At 71.5% G+C, this 15,803-nt stretch carries 18 protein-coding genes; 11 read left to right on the top strand and 7 right to left on the bottom strand.

Going from position 1 to position 15,803, the window contains the following annotated elements; all coding sequences use genetic code 11:
- Positions 1-48: 48 nt before the first annotated feature.
- Complete coding sequence (locus tag ACYVF7_RS36335) at positions 49-1,116, bottom strand: hypothetical protein (protein ID WP_460349626.1); 1,068 nt, start codon at positions 1,114-1,116, stop codon at positions 49-51.
- On the bottom strand, positions 1,113-1,661 hold the full coding sequence (locus ACYVF7_RS36330) for an RNA polymerase sigma factor (protein ID WP_460349624.1): 549 nt from the start codon (positions 1,659-1,661) through the stop codon (positions 1,113-1,115). The genes ACYVF7_RS36335 and ACYVF7_RS36330 overlap by 4 nt, the downstream gene beginning before the upstream one ends.
- Positions 1,662-1,942: 281 nt before the next feature.
- On the opposite strand from ACYVF7_RS36330, the gene ACYVF7_RS36325 reads away from it, so the two are divergent.
- The 3 genes from ACYVF7_RS36325 (at position 1,943) to ACYVF7_RS36315 (ending at position 4,137) form a co-directional block, all read left to right on the top strand.
- The gene (locus ACYVF7_RS36325) at positions 1,943-2,410 is read left to right on the top strand and encodes a SigE family RNA polymerase sigma factor (RefSeq protein ID WP_460358322.1); all 468 of its coding nucleotides are present in this window, start codon (positions 1,943-1,945) and stop codon (positions 2,408-2,410) included.
- Positions 2,407-3,642: a hypothetical protein gene (locus ACYVF7_RS36320; protein WP_460349622.1), complete on the top strand. Its 1,236-nt coding sequence runs from the start codon at positions 2,407-2,409 to the stop codon at positions 3,640-3,642. Before ACYVF7_RS36325 ends, ACYVF7_RS36320 begins: the two co-directional genes overlap by 4 nt.
- Before the next feature lie 78 nt (positions 3,643-3,720).
- Positions 3,721-4,137: a thiol-disulfide oxidoreductase DCC family protein gene (locus ACYVF7_RS36315; protein WP_460349620.1), complete on the top strand. Its 417-nt coding sequence runs from the start codon at positions 3,721-3,723 to the stop codon at positions 4,135-4,137.
- Positions 4,138-4,182: 45 nt separating this feature from the next.
- Here the strand turns inward: ACYVF7_RS36315 and ACYVF7_RS36310 are convergent, their stop codons facing one another.
- The 3 genes from ACYVF7_RS36310 to ACYVF7_RS36300 form a co-directional block, all read right to left on the bottom strand.
- The gene (locus ACYVF7_RS36310; protein ID WP_460349618.1) at positions 4,183-4,962 is read right to left on the bottom strand and encodes a hypothetical protein; all 780 of its coding nucleotides are present in this window, start codon (positions 4,960-4,962) and stop codon (positions 4,183-4,185) included.
- 123 nt (positions 4,963-5,085) lie between these two features.
- Positions 5,086-5,559 (bottom strand): hypothetical protein, encoded by a 474-nt coding sequence (locus ACYVF7_RS36305; RefSeq protein ID WP_460349616.1) that lies wholly within the window; start codon positions 5,557-5,559, stop codon positions 5,086-5,088.
- Positions 5,560-5,562: 3 nt separating this feature from the next.
- The gene (locus tag ACYVF7_RS36300) at positions 5,563-6,462 is read right to left on the bottom strand and encodes an HTTM domain-containing protein (protein ID WP_460349614.1); all 900 of its coding nucleotides are present in this window, start codon (positions 6,460-6,462) and stop codon (positions 5,563-5,565) included.
- 230 nt (positions 6,463-6,692) lie between these two features.
- Between ACYVF7_RS36300 and ACYVF7_RS36295 the strand changes: the two genes are divergently transcribed.
- Positions 6,693-7,052: a hypothetical protein gene (locus tag ACYVF7_RS36295; protein WP_460349612.1), complete on the top strand. Its 360-nt coding sequence runs from the start codon at positions 6,693-6,695 to the stop codon at positions 7,050-7,052.
- Here the strand turns inward: ACYVF7_RS36295 and ACYVF7_RS36290 are convergent.
- On the bottom strand, positions 7,012-7,836 hold the full coding sequence (locus ACYVF7_RS36290) for a polysaccharide deacetylase family protein (protein ID WP_460349610.1): 825 nt from the start codon (positions 7,834-7,836) through the stop codon (positions 7,012-7,014). The two genes, ACYVF7_RS36295 and ACYVF7_RS36290, sit on opposite strands and share 41 nt — an antisense overlap.
- A 120-nt stretch (positions 7,837-7,956) precedes the next feature.
- Complete coding sequence (locus tag ACYVF7_RS36285; RefSeq protein ID WP_460349608.1) at positions 7,957-10,101, bottom strand: elongation factor G-like protein EF-G2; 2,145 nt, start codon at positions 10,099-10,101, stop codon at positions 7,957-7,959.
- Positions 10,102-10,332: 231 nt separating this feature from the next.
- On the opposite strand from ACYVF7_RS36285, the gene pgsA reads away from it, so the two are divergent.
- The 7 genes from pgsA (at position 10,333) to pdxS (ending at position 15,673) form a co-directional block, all read left to right on the top strand.
- Entirely contained in the window at positions 10,333-10,947 is a 615-nt protein-coding gene (pgsA, locus tag ACYVF7_RS36280; RefSeq protein ID WP_460358319.1) for a phosphatidylinositol phosphate synthase, read from the top strand.
- Positions 10,944-11,831 carry a phosphatidylinositol mannoside acyltransferase gene (locus ACYVF7_RS36275; protein WP_460349605.1) on the top strand — a complete coding sequence of 296 codons (888 nt, stop codon included), beginning with the start codon at positions 10,944-10,946 and terminating at the stop codon, positions 11,829-11,831. Before pgsA ends, ACYVF7_RS36275 begins: the two co-directional genes overlap by 4 nt.
- A 41-nt stretch (positions 11,832-11,872) precedes the next feature.
- The gene (locus ACYVF7_RS36270) at positions 11,873-12,382 is read left to right on the top strand and encodes a glycosyltransferase family 4 protein (protein ID WP_460349603.1); all 510 of its coding nucleotides are present in this window, start codon (positions 11,873-11,875) and stop codon (positions 12,380-12,382) included.
- Positions 12,283-13,002 carry a glycosyltransferase family 4 protein gene (locus tag ACYVF7_RS36265; RefSeq protein ID WP_460349601.1) on the top strand — a complete coding sequence of 240 codons (720 nt, stop codon included), beginning with the start codon at positions 12,283-12,285 and terminating at the stop codon, positions 13,000-13,002. The genes ACYVF7_RS36270 and ACYVF7_RS36265 overlap by 100 nt, the downstream gene beginning before the upstream one ends.
- Positions 13,003-13,004: 2 nt before the next feature.
- Positions 13,005-13,562 carry a hypothetical protein gene (locus tag ACYVF7_RS36260; RefSeq protein WP_460349599.1) on the top strand — a complete coding sequence of 186 codons (558 nt, stop codon included), beginning with the start codon at positions 13,005-13,007 and terminating at the stop codon, positions 13,560-13,562.
- Positions 13,563-13,617: 55 nt separating this feature from the next.
- Complete coding sequence (locus ACYVF7_RS36255; protein WP_460349597.1) at positions 13,618-14,655, top strand: DUF3048 domain-containing protein; 1,038 nt, start codon at positions 13,618-13,620, stop codon at positions 14,653-14,655.
- Between the two features lie 100 nt (positions 14,656-14,755).
- Positions 14,756-15,673, top strand: a complete 918-nt coding sequence (pdxS, locus tag ACYVF7_RS36250; protein WP_460349595.1) for a pyridoxal 5'-phosphate synthase lyase subunit PdxS — start codon at positions 14,756-14,758, stop codon at positions 15,671-15,673.
- The last annotated feature ends 130 nt before the right edge of the window (positions 15,674-15,803 follow it).

Genomic DNA, 15,803 nt, shown 5'->3' with positions numbered 1-15,803 from the left:
GCGGCAGGCCGACCGCCTTCCAGGGACGACCCGCCGTGGCCTGGGCCGCTACCAGGCGAGGTCGGTGACGTCCTCGCGCCGGGAGATCCATGAGAAGTGGCCGTCGTCGACCCGGCCAGGCCGCCCGTCGATCAGCACGAGGATGTGCCGGCCGGTGGCATCGGCCGTGATCCGGAAGCTGTCCATCGGCAGGGCATGGGATCGGCCGGTGGGTTCACCCGTATCGGCGGAGAACTTGGCCAGAACGTAGTCGGCGTGGTCGTCCGATCCGTGCTTGGCGCCCTGGACGGTGGCTGTCAGCGTCCGGCCGTCCGGATCGATGAGGAACGCGTTGACCGCGCCATCTTTGAAGCGGCCATGATCGATGTCCACGTTGCGGACCTCACGTTGCGTCCAGACGTTCCCGCCTCCCCTCCGCGTGTCAAGCATCACGATCTTCCCCCGGTTCGAGACGTAACCGAGCGTGCGCTCGTCCGGAGCCCAGGTCATACTCCCGATCGCACCCGGCCCTCTCGTCGTCCACGTCTTCTTCGCGTGCCTGCCGAGATCGACGACGGTGAGGTTGACGTCGTCGTCCCAGTCCTGAGCCACGGCCAGCCGGGTCCCGTGCGGGCTCACGGCGAGATGGCGGATTCTTCGGTACGGTCCCCCCGGGACCAGCGTAGGTGACGTCGTCGTCCCGTCCTGGCGGACGGAGACGCGGTAGACCCGTCCGGAGCGGCCGTCCTGCTCGGGCTTGTCGGCGGCGAGGAAGAAGGTCTCGTCGTCGCCGGCGGCGACGGCGAGATACTTTCCGCCGCCGGCGGCGACGACGTCACCGGCCTTCCGGCCGGTGACGGCATCGATGACCTCGGCGCGCCCCTCCGTGACGGCGACGACATACCTGGGTCCCTGGGCCACGAGCGCGGGGTCGGGGCGCCAAGGGTCCGTGCCCCGGGTTAGGGCCGCCACGCCGACGGCGACGAGGACAAGGGCGGCGGCCACGGCCAGCGGGGCCGCCCAGGTCCGCCTCCGGCGCCGGGCCGGGGGAGCGGTGAGGGGACGGAGGGCTTCGGGCCGTACGGTGCTCGTCGCGGCCTCGTACGCGTCGCGGAGCCGGTTCTCGATCTCCGTCATTCGGTGCCTCCGAGTTTCCCGGCGAGCGCGGCGAGCGCCCGCGAGGTGGTCGACTTGACGGTGCCGCGGCTGACGCCCATCACCTCGGCGGTCTCGGCCTCGGACAGGTCGAGGAAGTAGCGCAGCGCGAGGGCCTCCCGCTGGCGGCGCGGCAGTGTGCACAGCGCCGCGAACACCTCACGCCGGTCCTCGCTGAGCAGGACGGCGGCCTCCGCGGACCAGACCGCGGGCTCCGGCTCGGGGCGGAACCGGCTCGCCAGCTTCCGCCGCCGGAGCACCATCCGGCAGCCGTTCAGCACGGACGCGCGGACGTAGGGCAGGAGACGGACGTCCGCGCCGAGCCTCGGCAACCGGCGGTGCAGGGCCGTGAAGGCGTCCTGGACGACGTCCTCGGCCGTGGGCCGGTCGCCGACCATGAGCACGGCGAGACGCACCAACCCCGCGTGGTGTTCCCGGAAGAGCGCGGTGAGGTCCGCCGGTGGATGGGCGGGTTCCGGAGGGTCGGCCGACCGGCCGCTCAGGACGCTCACGATGTTGGTTTCCACGCTCTTTGAATGCGCGAGCGGCCGATCGGTTGCCTCGGCGGCCCGTCCTACGGTCCCCGAGGCCTCCGGTACCGGATAAGTTTTCGGGTGGCGGGCAACCAAACCGGCGCCCATGACATGTAAAAGATATGGGATCAAAGATCGCGGAGGAGCTCGGCGTCTCGCCGGCCTGGTACGGGCCGCCCGGCGGTTCCGGCGGCATGGCGGAGGACGTCGCGTCGGCTGCTGACTCGGGGGGCACCGTGGATGCCGCGGACCACGGCTCGGCCGTGATCTTGACCATGATCTTCCGCGAGCACCATCTCGAGCTCATCCGGATGGCGATGTTCATCGTCGGCGACCAGCCCACCGCCGAGGACGTCGTCCAGGACGCCTTCGCGGCGGTGCACCGCCGGATCGACCGGCTCCGCGACCCCCGCAACGCGCTGCCGTACATCCGCACCGTGGTGATCAACGGTTGCCGGGGCGTGCTGCGCAGGCGCGCGGTCGCGCGGCGCTTCGGCGGCGCGTACGAGCCGCCCATCTGGTCCGCCGAATCGGCGGCGCTCCTCGGCGAGGACCGCCGTGAGGTCTTTCTCGCCCTCCGCTCGCTGCCGCGCCGACAGCGCGAGGCCCTGGTGCTGCGCTACTACCTCGACCTGTCCGAGGCCGAGATCGCCGAGGTGATGGGCGTCAGCCGCGGCACGGTCAAGTCGACCACCTCCCGGGCGCTCGCCGCGCTCGCCGGCAAGCTGGGGGAGGACTCATGACCGGGACCGAACGGCGCCTCCGGGACGCGTTCGCCGAAGGAGCCCGCACGGTACGGCTCGAGTCGGTGCGCCCGTTGACCCTTCCGGAGCGCCCGCTGATCCTTCCGGCACGCGCCAGACGCGTGCGCTGGCTGCTGCCGGTGATCGCCGCGGCCGCGGTGGCCGTCTCGGTCACCCTGACGGCGCTGGTCGGCGGGAGCCCGTCTTCGGGGCCGCCGACCACGGGCGGAGCCCCGGCGTTCGTCGTGGCGACGACGGGATTCGGAGGGTCTTCGGCGGGCGAGTCGCGGGTGGAGGTCCGCGACCCGAGGACCGGCCGGGTGTACGACACGAGAGCCGCGTCGCGCGGTCTGGCCTTCCAGTACGTCGCCGCCGCCGCGGACCGGATGTTCTTCGTCATGGCGGCGCCGGCCCACAAGACGGACTGCGACACCCTGCGGATCTACCGCATGAAGGTGTCCGGCAAGGGGCGGATCACGGCCTTCTCCGCGCTCGGCGCGCGCATCCAGGGCGCGACGGCCGGCACGGAGGGGGCGCCCGGAGGGCTGGCGGCCTCACCGGACGGCGCCAAGGTCGCGTACGCGATCCGTCGCTGCGGCGGTCCCGCGGACCGGACGTACTACAAACTCGGCGTGGCCGACACGGTGACGGGCGCGCAGCGCGAGTGGACGGACCCGGGGGAGAGCATCGTCTCCAGCCTCTCGTGGACGTCCGACGCCCGCCAGGTCGCCTTCCTGCTCCGCGAGCCGGTCCACGCACCGGCGGACGGCCCGGTCCTGCCGTCGAAGAACGGCGTCGTCCGGCTCCTGGACATCGGATCGAAGCGGTCCACGGACCTGAGCGCGAGCAAGGTCCTGCTGCGCAGGTCCCGGGAGCTCACGAACCTCTGGGCGGCCGTGATCAACGGCGACGGGACACGGGTGGCCGTCGTCGCGGAGTACTCCCGGGCGGGTGGTGCGCTGGCGGTCTGTCAGGTCTCCCTCGCCGACGGGCGCGTGCTGCGGATGCTGCACCGGGAGGGGTCCGACAGCGAGGCGATCTCCGCCGTGCCCGGCCTGGGTCCCGGCGTCGCCCTGCGAAGCGACGCCTCAGGGCGTCACCTGCTCTATCACGACGCGAGCATCGCCGACGCGCCACCGGACCTGGGTGGATACGGCCGTATCGACGACGGACGCTTCCACGCGATCCCCGTTTCCAGCGGAGGCGAGGAGACTTATGACCTTGCCTGGTGACGGTTCGCCCGTGATCTTCATCGCATGGGGGAAGCACGCGGGCGCGGGCGCGGTTGTGCCATGCGGGAGGATGAGATCATGAAGCGACCGACTCTGGTGTACGACGGGGACTGCGGCATCTGCACGAAGGCCGTACGCCTCATAGGGGACAAGGCCGAGGGCCGCCTGCGGGTCCCGACGGACGCCGAGGTCGTCGCCTTCCAGTTCGCGGACCTGGCGGCGCTCGGCACCACCGCCGAACGCGCCGAATACGAGCTGCTGTGGGTCGAGGACGGGCGGGTCTACGGCGGAGCACAGGCGGTGGCCAGGCTGCTGATCGACGCCGGCGGGTTCTGGCGGCCGCTGGGCCTCATCACGAGGGTCCCGCCGTTCCGGTGGATCGCGCACGGGATGTACCGCCTCATCGCCAATAACCGGCACCGGCTGCCCGGCGGCACCCCGGCCTGCGCGCTGCCTGCGGCCGAGCGGCCCGGCGCGCAGGCCGCGTCCGGCTGATCCCGAGCCGCGCAGCACCCCGAGCGGCGACGCGCGGGCCGCGCCCTAGCCGGATGAGACGGCGGCGGGGTCGGGCGACGGCGCCCGCCCGTCGGGCGTCGCGACGTGTCCACCGCCGCGCACCAGGCGCTCGGTGGGCAGGAAGCAGAAGATCAGGCAGAGCACGTGCGGCCAGAACATGATCGTGATGGTGGCGAGCACCGACAGGTGGAACAGCACGAAGCCCACGACCATCGGGTACTGGTAGCGGGGCCTGACGAAGAGGATCACCGGTGAGGCGAACTCGAACGCCATGATGCCCCACTGCGCCCAGTGCAGCAGCTCGGCGTGGTGCAGGAGCGGATCGGCGATGAACGTCCCGCGCCGCAGCACGGCGCGGACGAGCGTCGCGCTGTTCACCCACCCCCAGCCGCCGAACCGTACCTTGGCCCACGCGGCGAGGAAGTAGGTGACCACCACCCCGATCTGCACGCAGCGCATCGCCCAGCCCGCCGCCTCCGACGGCGTACGGTCCCGGAACGCCGCCTTGCCGACCGTGGGCAGCACCGCGAGCGCGACCAGGTAGGCGAACCGGTCGTGGTCCACCTTCCCGAAGGAGAAGGCGATGATGATCCACTCGAAGTACAGCAGCGCCACGATCGTGCCGAGCAGCCGGGGCAGCCGGCCGGTCGCCGCCGCGACCGAGAGGATCAGCAGCGCCCACCGGAGCACCTCGATGAGCGCCGCCGTCGGGTGCGGCAGGTGCAGGAGTTTGCCCACGATCAACGGCTGGTACAGCGACGTGGCCGAGGCGTGCGAGCTGCTGACCGGGCGGAGCAGGAGCACGTCGAGTGGGATGAACAGGTAGGCCGCCGTGCGGAAGACCGCGATACGGGCCTTCGGGACGGGACTGAACCACCAGCCCAGGAAGGCGTTCGCCGCCCCCTTGCCCGGCGCCCTGCAGGGCGGTCATGAGCGGGTCCATTCGGCGATCGTGAACTCCCGCTTGCCGACGTACAGGCGGTTCCGGAGCATGTAGTACTGCTGGATCAGCCGGACGCCGGTCCAGCGCGGTTCGCGGGGCCGCAGGCGGTCGTGCGCGTCGAGCAGCTGCTGCAGCAGCTCCGGATGGGCCTGGAACCTCGGCGCCTGCCCCTCGGCCTCGGCGCGGGTGAGGCCGACGACCGGGGCGTCCAGCCTCGCCGGTTTCCAGGTGCCGTCCGGCAGCCGGGCGGCGAGCGCGAGGACGTGGACGTCGCCGTTGATGGGCGTGCTCGTCGAGTACATCCGGAACGGACCGAAGGGGAAGGCGTCGTCGTCGCCGAAGGCGGTGCCGGTCAGCAGCAGCGTCACGGCGGCCGCGGTGACCAGGAGGCGGGCGGCGCGTGAGCCGGGGCGCAGGCGTTCGTGCCATGCGCCCGGTGGATCCGGGGGTGTGTTCATGGGTCAGGTCGCCGAATCGGTTGAGGGGGCAGCCGGTGTGACCGGTTCAGCAGACACGGTACGGCTCCGCGCCGCCTCGATGAGTCGTTCCCACGGGGTGAACGCCGCCACGAGGCAGATCACCTGCGGCAGGAAGTGGATCGACATCAGGATCTCGGTCGTCAGGTGGAACCCCAGGAAGAACACGATCCCGGCCAGCTGCAGCCGGCCTCGCGTGAACAGCAGCAGCGGTGAGGCGGTCTCGGCGACCAGCGTCGCCCACTGGCTCGCGTGCAGCAGCCACCGCTGGTCGGCGACAGCCCGGCCGATCACCGTGCCGCGCCGGACCAGCGCCCATTCGAGGGTCTCGCCGTTGGCCCAGCCCCAGCCGCCCCATCGCATCTTGGCCCACGCGGACAGGAAGTACGCCGAGACGACCGCGATCCGGATGGCCTGGATCGTCCATCCGGCGGCCTCGGACCGGTCGGTGTCGCGGAACCGCGCCCGGCCGGCCGTGGGCAGGACGATGAGCGCCACCACCAGGGCGAGGTGATCGTGGTCGACCTTGCCGTAGGACATGCTGATCAGCACCCAGGGCAGGTAGCCCACGGCGACGACGCCGCCGGCGAGCCGCGGAAGGCGGCCGGTGGCCGCGATCAGGCTGCCGACGATGAGGACGACGCGCAGCGTCTCCATCGCCCAGGGCACCGGCGCCGGAATGTGCAGCATCCTGGCCATGAGCACCGGCCGGTAGAGGTCCGCGGGCAGGTACGCGTGGACGACGGCGCTGCTGGTGAGGAACAGCACGTCGATCGGCACGAACACGTAGACGATCGCCCGCATCACGGCGATGCGGGCCGTCGGCATGGGGGCGTACCACCAGCGTCCCCAAGGAGTGGCCGCCGTGCCGGCGATCTCGCTCACCGGACGTTCCAGGTGACGACCGTCTGTACGGTGTCGCCCGCCGGCCGTGGTCCAATTTGGTCACCTTCATGATCACGTAGAGCTTCGAGAAGGCCGGTTGCCCGGGATGCAGCCGCCGCTGGGCGTCGGCGATGCCCTGAAGCAGCGACGGGTCGCGGACGAACCGGCCCATCTGCCCTTCGACCTCCGCGCGCTTGAGGCCGGCGCCGAGTGCGGACATCGACAGCTTGATGTGCGCACCGGTCGTCGTGTCGGCCTCCAGCCAGTGCGAGCGGATCTCACCCGCCGGCGGGATGGAGAAGGCGAACTGCACCATGGGCCCGACCGGGAAGTCGTCGTCGTTCCCGTACGCGCTGGCGATCAGCAGCAGCGCGATGACACCCGCCGCGCTGAGGGACCGCCAGAACCGGCCGGGCCGGGAGAGCCGGGTCGCCTGGGCGGACATGGTGCGCCCTCCTGGCCCAGGTGACGTGTTCGTTCTGATCGTCGCCATTTTCCTGTGGTGTTATGGGTTCTCCAGCGGGTCGCCGTGGACCGCCCACCCGTTCGTCAGGTCCCGCGCGACGCCGGCGCGGCCTTGGCGGCGATGAGATCCGAGACCGTGACGAACTCGAAGCCCTTGCTCTTCAGGCGCTTGATCATCTCCGGGAGCGCACGGGCGAGGGTCAACCGCGACCGGCCGCCTCCGGCGTCATGGCCGAGGACGATCGAGCCGGGCAGTGTGGAGTCCACGACGAAGTCGATGAGGCCTTTCGGGTCGTGCGGATGGGAGCGGTCGGTGATCAGCAGGGACCACAGCGCCACGTCGTACCCCAGCTGCCCGGCCACCTGGAGGGTGGTGCCCCCCAGCTGGCCCCACGGCGGGCGCAGGAGGCGGGGTTCCTTGCCGGTCACGCGCACGATCATTTCATGGGTGCGTTTGACCGAGCGATAGGCGGTGCGCAGGCTCAGCGGCGACAGGTTGGTGTGCGCCCACGTGTGGTTGCCGACCTCGTGCCGGTCCATCCGCCCGTGCAGGAGACGGGCGTGCTGCTCGACGCGCTTGCCCACCAGGAAGAACGTCGCGGGGATCTTCGCCTCGTCCAGGGCGTCGTGCACGAGCGGGGTGTAGTTCGGCAGCGGCCCGTCGTCGAATGTCAGCGCGACGAGCTTCTGCTGCGTGTTGACCGCCCAGAAGACGTCCACGTGGCCCTCCGGGGGCCGCCAGTGGGCACCGGGCGGGGTACCCGGCGCCGACGCCGGGATCCGCGTGGACGCGTCCGCGTCGTCGATGGCCGCTCCCATGGCGACGCCGGCGACGGCGCTCGCCCCGCCGACCGTCAGCGCGCGTAGAAGCGCACGTCTTCCCTTGCCGTCCGCCCCCGGTTCATCCATGTAGAGATCATCCCAAACAGCGGGTTAACGAAGCGTCATCCCGGGGAAGGATTGCTTCTCCGCCTTGAGCATGGTCGTGTCACCCGGACGCCCGGCGCCCGGGTGACACGGCGCGGACCGCTACTCCTTCGCCTCTGCGGCGACCTTCTCGGCCAGGTGCGACGGCAGCGGCTCGTAGCGCAGGAACGAGCGGCTGAACGTCCCCGTGCCGTGCGACATCGACCGCAGATCGATGGCGTACCGCGTGATCTCCAGCTGCGGGACCTCCGCCTTGATCAGCGAGCGACCGCCCGCGACGGTCTCGGTGCCCAGGACCCGCCCGCGCCGCGACGACAGATCCGACATCACCGCGCCGACGTAGTCGTCGGCCACGAGCACCGACACCTCGTCGACGGGTTCGAGCAGCAGGACCTGCGTCTTGGTCGCGGCGTCCTTGAGCGCCAACTGCCCGGCCGTCTGGAAGGCCATGTCGGAGGAGTCCACCGAGTGCGCCTTGCCGTCGTGGAGGGTGACCCGGATGTCGACGAGCGGGTAGCCGGCCAGGACCCCCCGCTCCATCTGCTGCCGCAGGCCCTTCTCCACCGACGGGATGAACTGCCGCGGGACCACGCCACCGACGATCTTGTCGACGAACTCGAAGCCCTCGCCCGACGGCAGCGGCTCCACCTCGACGTGGCAGATGCCGTACTGCCCGTGCCCGCCGCTCTGCTTGACGTGCCGGCCGAGGCCCGGCGCGGGACCGCCGAACGTCTCGCGCAGCGGGACCCGCAGCGGCACGGTCTCCACCTCGACGCCGTACCGGCTGTGCAGCCGGTCCAGCAGCACGTCGGCGTGGGCCTCGCCCATGTTCCACAGCACCAGCTGGCGGGTCTCGGAGTTGTTCTCCAGCCGCAGCGTCGGGTCCTCGGCCACGAGCCGGGCCAGCGCCTGGGACAGCTTGTCCTCGTCGGCCTTGGACTTGGCGCGGATCGCCGTCGGCAGCAGCGGATCCGGCATCGACCAGGGCGCCATCAGCAGCGGGGCGTCCTTCGCGGAGATCGTGTCACCGGTCTCGGCGTGGGTCAGCTTGGCGACCGCGCAGATGTCCCCGGCGATGCAGGACGACATCGTGCGCTGGGCCTTGCCCAGCGGAGCGGTGATCGCGCCGACCCGCTCGTCGATGTCGTGGTCCTCGTGGCCGCGATCCTCCAGGCCGTGCCCGGAGACGTGCACGGTGTCGTCCGGCTGGAGCGTCCCGCTGAACACCCGGACGAGCGAGATCCGGCCGACGTACGGATCGGACGTGGTCTTGACGACCTCGGCCACCAGCGGCCCGCCCGGGTCGCAGGCCAGGTCGCCCGCCGAGGAGCCGTCGACCTTCGTGACCGCCGGGATGCCGTGCTCGAGAGGCGACGGGAACGCCTGGGTCATCACCTCGAGCAGCTCCCGCATGCCGATCACCGGCCCGGGATGGTCTCCGTGCGGGACCGACGTGGCCAGGACCGGGTAGAAGCTGCCGCGCGCCACCGCCTTCTCCAGGTCCTCGATCAGGACCTTCACGTCGATCTGCTCCCCGGAGAGGTAGCGCTCCATGAGCGTCTCGTCCTCGCTCTCCTGGATGATCCCCTCGATGAGGGCGCCGCGCTGCTCCGCGAGGCGGTCCAGGAACTCCCGGTCCGGGTCGCGCTCGACGCGCTCGCCGGAGGAGTAGTCGAAACACTTGCCGGTGAGCAGGCCGATCAGCCCGGCCTCGCACGGGAAGTAGCACGGCAGGACGGCCTCGCCGAAGGCGTCCTGGCAGGCGGTGAGGACTTCGTCGAAGTCGCCGCGCTGCTGGTCGATCTTGGTGATGACGACGGCGCGCGGCATGCCGACCAGCGCGCACTCCTCCCAGAGCATCCGGGTGAGGCCGTCGACGCCGTCCACGGCCGAGATCACGAACAGGGCCGCGTCGGCGGCCCGCAGGCCCGCCCGCAGGTCGCCGACGAAGTCGGCGTAGCCCGGGGTGTCGAGCAGGTTGACCTTGATCCCGGCGTGGAGGAACGAGGCGAGCGAGAGGTTCACCGAGCGTTGCTGGCGAATCTCCACCTCGTCGTAGTCACTGACCGTCGAGCCGTCCTCGACGCGACCGGGGCGCTGGATCGTACCGGTCGCAGCGAGCAGCGCCTCGACGAGCGTCGTCTTGCCCGCTCCGGAGTGGCCGACCAGCGCGATGTTGCGAACGCTCTGGGGCTGGTCGACCGCCGGTGCCCTGCCGGCGGCTTGGGGAGCTGACTTGTCCGCCACGTGCCCACCTCCAAAGGACAATGGGTGTGACGGGTGCCACACCCGTGGTCACCACCATTACCGCCATGGCCTCATATCTCAAGGGGTGACCGCCAACGGGTTGAGGCCTGTCTGATATCTGCCGTTCCCACCTGCGCCGACGTCACGCACTACGATTGGCCCGCCCGGGGGATGGCGCGGCTATGGCCACGGGGCGATGAAATCGCGGCCAAACACGATCAGAGGATGGCAATGCTCAACCAGTTGCGGCCGGCGCTCTCGCGTGTGATCACGCCGGTGGGCCGGGCGCTGGCCCGTACGGGTCTCACCCCGAACGCGATCACCATCATCGGAACGTTCGGGGTCGTCGGCGGGGCGCTCGGCTTCTACCCGCGCGGCGAGTTCTTCTGGGGAACGGTCGTGATCACGATCTTCGTGTTCTTCGACATGTTCGACGGCGCCGTCGCCCGGGTCACGGGGAAGACGAGCCGGTTCGGGGCCTTCCTCGACTCCAACATGGACCGGCTGTCCGACGCGGCGATCTTCTCGGGGCTGATCCTCCGGTTCGCCCGGCAGGACCACCAGGACCTGCTGATCGTCGGCCTCGCCCTGTTCTGCCTGGTGTCCGGCGCGCTCGTGTCGTACGCGCGGGCGCGCGCCGAGGGGATCGGCGTCGGCGCCACCGTCGGCATCGCCGAGCGCGGCGAGCGGCTCATCGTCAGCCTGGTCGCGATCGGCCTCGACGGGCTCGGCGTCCCGTACGTCCTGGTGATCGGTCTGTGGCTGCTGGCGCTGGCCAGCGCGATCACGGTCGTCCAGCGGTTCGTCGCGGTGCGCAAGCAGCTCGAGGTCAGCGAGCAGCCGTGAGGGACGAGGCGGCGGACGCCGCGTACGCGCTCGGCTGGGCGGCCGTACGGCGGATGCCCGAGCCGGTCGCGCACGAGATCTTCATGCTGATCGCCGAGCGCACGTGGCGAAAGCACGGCCGCGGCGTGCGGCAACTGGAGAAGAACCTCCGACGCGTCGTCGGCCCGGAGGTCTCCGAGCAGGCCCTGCGCGACCTGAGCCGCCAGGCCATGCGCTCGTACATGCGCTACTGGATGGAGGCGTTCCGGCTGCCCGCGATGAGCCGAGAGCGCATCGACTCGGGCATGCGCATCACCGGGATCGAGCACCTGCGGGCGGATCTCGACGAGGGACGCGGCGTCGTCGTGGCGCTTCCGCACATGGGCAACTACGACCACGCGGGCGCCTGGATCGCGCTGTCCGGGGTGCCGTTCACGACGGTGATGGAGCGCCTGCGGCCCGAGTCGCTGTACGACCGGTTCGTCGCCTACCGGGCGGATCTCGGCATGGAGGTGCTGCCCGCCACCGGCGGCGACGGTGACGTCTTCCGCACCCTCGCCGCGCGGCTGCGCGACGCCCGGCTGGTCTGCCTGGTCGCCGACCGCGACCTCACCGCGAGCGGCGTCGAGGTCGAGTTCTTCGGCCGGACCGCGAAGATGCCCGCCGGGCCCGCCGCTCTGGCGATCGAGACGGGCGCCGCGCTCCGGCCGGTCACCTTGTGGTACGAAGGACGCGAGTGGGGTGTTCGCGTCCACGAGGAGATCCGCGTGCCCGACGAGGGGGAGCGCCTGGACAAGGTCCAGGCGATGACGCAGTCCCTCGCGCACGTGTTCGCCGACGGCATCGCCGCCCACCCCGAGGACTGGCACATGCTCCAGCGCGTCTGGGTCGAGGACCTCGGGTGACCTGAGGTGACGACCGAGGCGCCGGAAAGGACGGGCGATCGGTGAAGGTCGGCATCGTCTGCCCGTACACCTGGGACGTTCCCGGCGGCGTGCAGCAGCACGTCCGTGATCTCGCCGAGGCGCTGTTCGCCCTCGGCCACGAGGTGTCGGTGATCGCGCCCGCCGACGACGACACCCCGCTGCCCTGGTACGTCGTACCCGCCGGGCGGGCCGTCCCGGTGCCCTTCAACGGCTCGGTGGCGCGGCTGGCGTTCGGGTTCCTGTCCGCGAGCCGCGTGCGCCGGTGGATCCGGGAGGGCGGGTTCGACGTCCTCCACGTCCACGAGCCGGCCGCGCCGTCGCTCGGGCTGCTGGCCTGCTGGGCCGCCGACGGGCCCATCGTCGGCACCTTCCACGCGTCGTTCGAGCGGTCCCGGGCGCTGTCGGCGGCCGCCCGATCCTGCAGAGCGCCATGGAGAAGATCACCGCGCGGATCGCGGTGTCGGAGAAGGCGCGCAAGACGCTCGTCGAGTACCTCGGCGGCGACGCCGTGCTCATCCCGAACGGCGTGACCACCGAGCGCTACGCCATGGCCGAGCCGCTGCCCGGCTGGCCCGGGGACGACGGCGCGCTCGGCTTCCTCGGCCGCATGGACGAGCAGCGCAAGGGCCTGCCGATCCTGCTGTCCGCCTTCGAGATCCTCGGGCGGCGGCGTCCTGGCCTGCGGCTGCTGCTCGCCGGTCCCGGCGACACCGAGGAGATCCTGGCCCGGGTGTCGCCGGAGCTGCGCGACCGGGTCGTCCTCCTCGGCATGGTCAGCGAGGCCGAGAAGGTGCGGGCGCTGCACTCCGTGGACGTGTTCGTGGCGCCGAACACCGGCGGGGAGAGCTTCGGGATCGTGCTCGCCGAGGCGATGTCGGCCGGCGCGCCGATCCTCGCCAGCGACATCGAGGCCTTCCGGCGCGTGCTGCTCGACGGCCGGGCCGGGGCCCTGTTCCCCGTCGGTGACGCCGAGGCGCTGGCCGTCGCGGCGGGCGAGCTGCTGGACGACGCGCCCCGCCGCAAGCAGCTGTCCGCGGAGGCCAAGGCCGCCGTGCGCGCCTACGACTGGTCGACGGTCGCCCGCGACGTCGTGCGGGTGTACGAGACCGTGGCCGGGGACTCCACCGTCGTCGAGACATCCGTGATCTGACGATGTACCAGACGCTGCTGAACATCGCGCTCATCTCCGCGGTCGTCGTCCTGCTCGGCGTGTACGTGTCCTGGCGCGCCACCCGCATCGACCGGCTGCACGTCCGCCTGGAGACCGCACGGGCCGGGCTCGACGTCGCGCTGGTCCGGCGCGCCGCGGTCGCCCTCGAGCTCGCCGCCTCCCGCTTGCTCGACCCGGCCACCAGCCTGCTGCTGGCCGCCGCCGCGCACGAGGCCCGCATCGCCGACCCCGACAACCGGGAGTTCGCCGAGAGCGACTTGTCCCGCGCCCTGCGGGCCGTCGTCGGGCAGCCGGGATTCCGCGACACCCTCGTCGGCCGCGGGGACGGCGCGGCGCTGCTCGAGGAGCTCGACGAGGCCGTACGGAAGGTGGCGTACGCTCGCAGCTTCTACAACAACGCGGTGACCGCGACCCGCGCCGCTCGGCGCAAGCTCCTGCCCCGCGCGTTGCACCTGGCGGGCCGGGCGCCGCTCCCGGAGTTCTTCGAGATCGACGACGCCCCGCCCGAGACGTCCGCCGACACCGTCCGGTCGGGCTGACCCGCTACGCTCGCCAGTTAGGGACACCTTCCGATTTGGTGGGAGAGGACGCCTTATGTCCGATCTCCAGTTGCATAGCAGGCCGTACACCGCCGTTCTGAGCGCCGCCGCGCTCGGCGCCCTTGCGCTTTCCGCGTGCTCGGGCGAGAAGAACGACGCCGCTGCCCCGCCGAGGACCGCGGACACTCCGGTGGCGTCGGCGACGTCCTCCCCGAACCCGACGACGGGCCACCCCTTCACCGGGCGCCCCGGCGCCCAGAACGGGCCGGTCCTGGCCGTGAAGGTCGACAACACGCGGTCGGCCAAGCCGCAGCGCGGCCTGCGGTCGGCCGACATCGTCTACGTCGAGCAGGTCGAAGGCGGCCTTTCCCGCGTCATGGCGGTCTTCTCCTCGACCCTTCCGCCGCTGGTCGGGCCGGTCCGCAGCGCCCGGATCTCCGACCTGCACATCCTGCCGCAGTTCGGCCGTCCGGCCTTCGCGTACTCCGGCGTCCAGGGCAAGATGAAGCCCTACCTCGCCCGGGCCCCGCTGATCGACGTCTCCCCGGACACGACGGGCGGCGCGTACACCCGGCGCGGGCCCAACCCGGCGCCGTACAACCTGTACGCGTCGCCGAAGCAGCTGCTCGCCAAGGCGACGTCGGCCGCCAAGGCCCGCGACATCGGCTTCCGTTTCGGCCCCGCCCCGTCCGGCGGCACCCCGGCGACGTCCTTCACCGCGCGCTTCCCCTCGACGTCGTTCGTCTTCCGCTGGTCGGCGAAGGAACGGCGCTGGCTCGCGTCCCAGGACGGCCGCCCGGACCGCGCGGCCGAGGGCGGGCAGCTCGGCGGTCAGACGATCGTCGTCCAGCGGGCCCGCACCACGAGGTCGCCGTTCCACGACTTCCTCGGCAACTACACCCCGCTGATCCAGACGGTCGGCACCGGCACCGCGACGGTGCTGCGCGACGGTAAGGCGTACGACGCCCGCTGGTCCCGCCCCTCCGAGACCAAGGGCACCACCTTCACCACCCTGTCGGGGCAGCCGATGACATTCGCTCAGGGCCAGGTGTGGATCGTCATCGTCAACGCGGGCCGTCCCGTGGTCCCGTGAGCGGACCTGCTGGGGGAGCGGACATCGGGGGCGAAACCCGTCCTACCTCGAACTACCATGGAGAGCGACAAGCGTGATCGATTCTCCGAAGAGGTAGCCCGTGTCCACTGCCACTCCCGCTCAGCCCACCGCCACTCCGGAGACCGGCACCGGCCGCGTCAAGCGGGGGATGGCGGAGATGCTCAAGGGCGGCGTGATCATGGATGTCGTCACTCCGGAACAGGCCAAGATCGCCGAAGACGCCGGCGCGGTCGCGGTCATGGCGCTGGAGCGCGTGCCCGCCGACATCCGGGCCGAGGGCGGCGTCTCGCGGATGAGCGACCCGGACATGATCGAGGGCATCATCAGCGCGGTGTCGATCCCCGTGATGGCCAAGGCGCGCATCGGGCATTTCGTCGAGGCCCAGGTCCTGCAGGCGCTCGGTGTCGACTACATCGACGAGTCCGAGGTCCTGACCCCGGCCGACTATGAGAACCACATCGACAAGTGGGCGTTCACCGTTCCGTTCGTCTGCGGTGCCACCAACCTCGGCGAGGCGCTCCGCCGCATCACCGAGGGCGCGGCCATGATCCGCTCCAAGGGCGAGGCGGGCACCGGTGACGTCTCCAACGCCACGACGCACATGCGCCGGCTGCGTCAGGACATCCGGCGGCTCGGCTCCCTGCCCGAGGACGAGCTCTTCGTCGCGGCCAAGGAGCTGCAGGCGCCCTACGAGCTGGTCAAGGAGGTCGCCACGGCCGGCAAGCTGCCCGTCGTGATGTTCACCGCGGGCGGCATCGCCACCCCGGCGGACGCCGCGATGATGATGCAGCTCGGCGCCGAGGGCGTGTTCGTCGGCTCGGGCATCTTCAAGTCCGGTGACCCGGCCAAGCGCGCCGAGGCGATCGTCAAGGCCACCACCTTCTACGACGACCCCGATGTCATCGCCAAGGTCTCCCGGGGACTCGGTGAGGCGATGGTGGGCATCAACGTCTCGACGCTGTCGGAGTCGGACCGTCTTGCCGGGCGCGGCTGGTAGGGGCACAGGAGTACGCCGCGCCGTCCGTCCGCCGGGCGGCCGGGGGAGGATCCGGGTCGCCTCGGGCCTCCCCAGCCCGGCGCGGGCGGGCTACCCTGTCGGGGGCCCGGCGGCGTGGCGCTTCCGCGGG

Source organism: Actinoallomurus acanthiterrae (assembly GCF_054775715.1).
This window is presented reverse-complemented; position numbering and strand designations above follow the sequence as displayed.

Bases quoted from the DNA above. Each gene is read 5' to 3' on its own strand.
- ACYVF7_RS36335 (WP_460349626.1), bottom strand. From the start codon at position 1,116: ATGACGGAGATCGAGAACCGGCTCCGCGACGCGTACGAGGCCGCGACG.
- ACYVF7_RS36255 (WP_460349597.1), top strand. From the start codon at position 13,618: ATGTCCGATCTCCAGTTGCATAGCAGGCCGTACACCGCCGTTCTGAGC.
- ACYVF7_RS36260 (WP_460349599.1), top strand. From the start codon at position 13,005: ATGTACCAGACGCTGCTGAACATCGCGCTCATCTCCGCGGTCGTCGTC.
- ACYVF7_RS36320 (WP_460349622.1), top strand. From the start codon at position 2,407: ATGACCGGGACCGAACGGCGCCTCCGGGACGCGTTCGCCGAAGGAGCC.
- ACYVF7_RS36315 (WP_460349620.1), top strand. From the start codon at position 3,721: ATGAAGCGACCGACTCTGGTGTACGACGGGGACTGCGGCATCTGCACG.
- ACYVF7_RS36265 (WP_460349601.1), top strand. From the start codon at position 12,283: ATGGAGAAGATCACCGCGCGGATCGCGGTGTCGGAGAAGGCGCGCAAG.
- ACYVF7_RS36305 (WP_460349616.1), bottom strand. From the start codon at position 5,559: ATGAACACACCCCCGGATCCACCGGGCGCATGGCACGAACGCCTGCGC.
- pgsA (WP_460358319.1), top strand. From the start codon at position 10,333: ATGCTCAACCAGTTGCGGCCGGCGCTCTCGCGTGTGATCACGCCGGTG.
- ACYVF7_RS36325 (WP_460358322.1), top strand. From the start codon at position 1,943: ATGATCTTCCGCGAGCACCATCTCGAGCTCATCCGGATGGCGATGTTC.
- ACYVF7_RS36290 (WP_460349610.1), bottom strand. From the start codon at position 7,836: ATGGATGAACCGGGGGCGGACGGCAAGGGAAGACGTGCGCTTCTACGC.
- ACYVF7_RS36295 (WP_460349612.1), top strand. From the start codon at position 6,693: ATGTGCGCACCGGTCGTCGTGTCGGCCTCCAGCCAGTGCGAGCGGATC.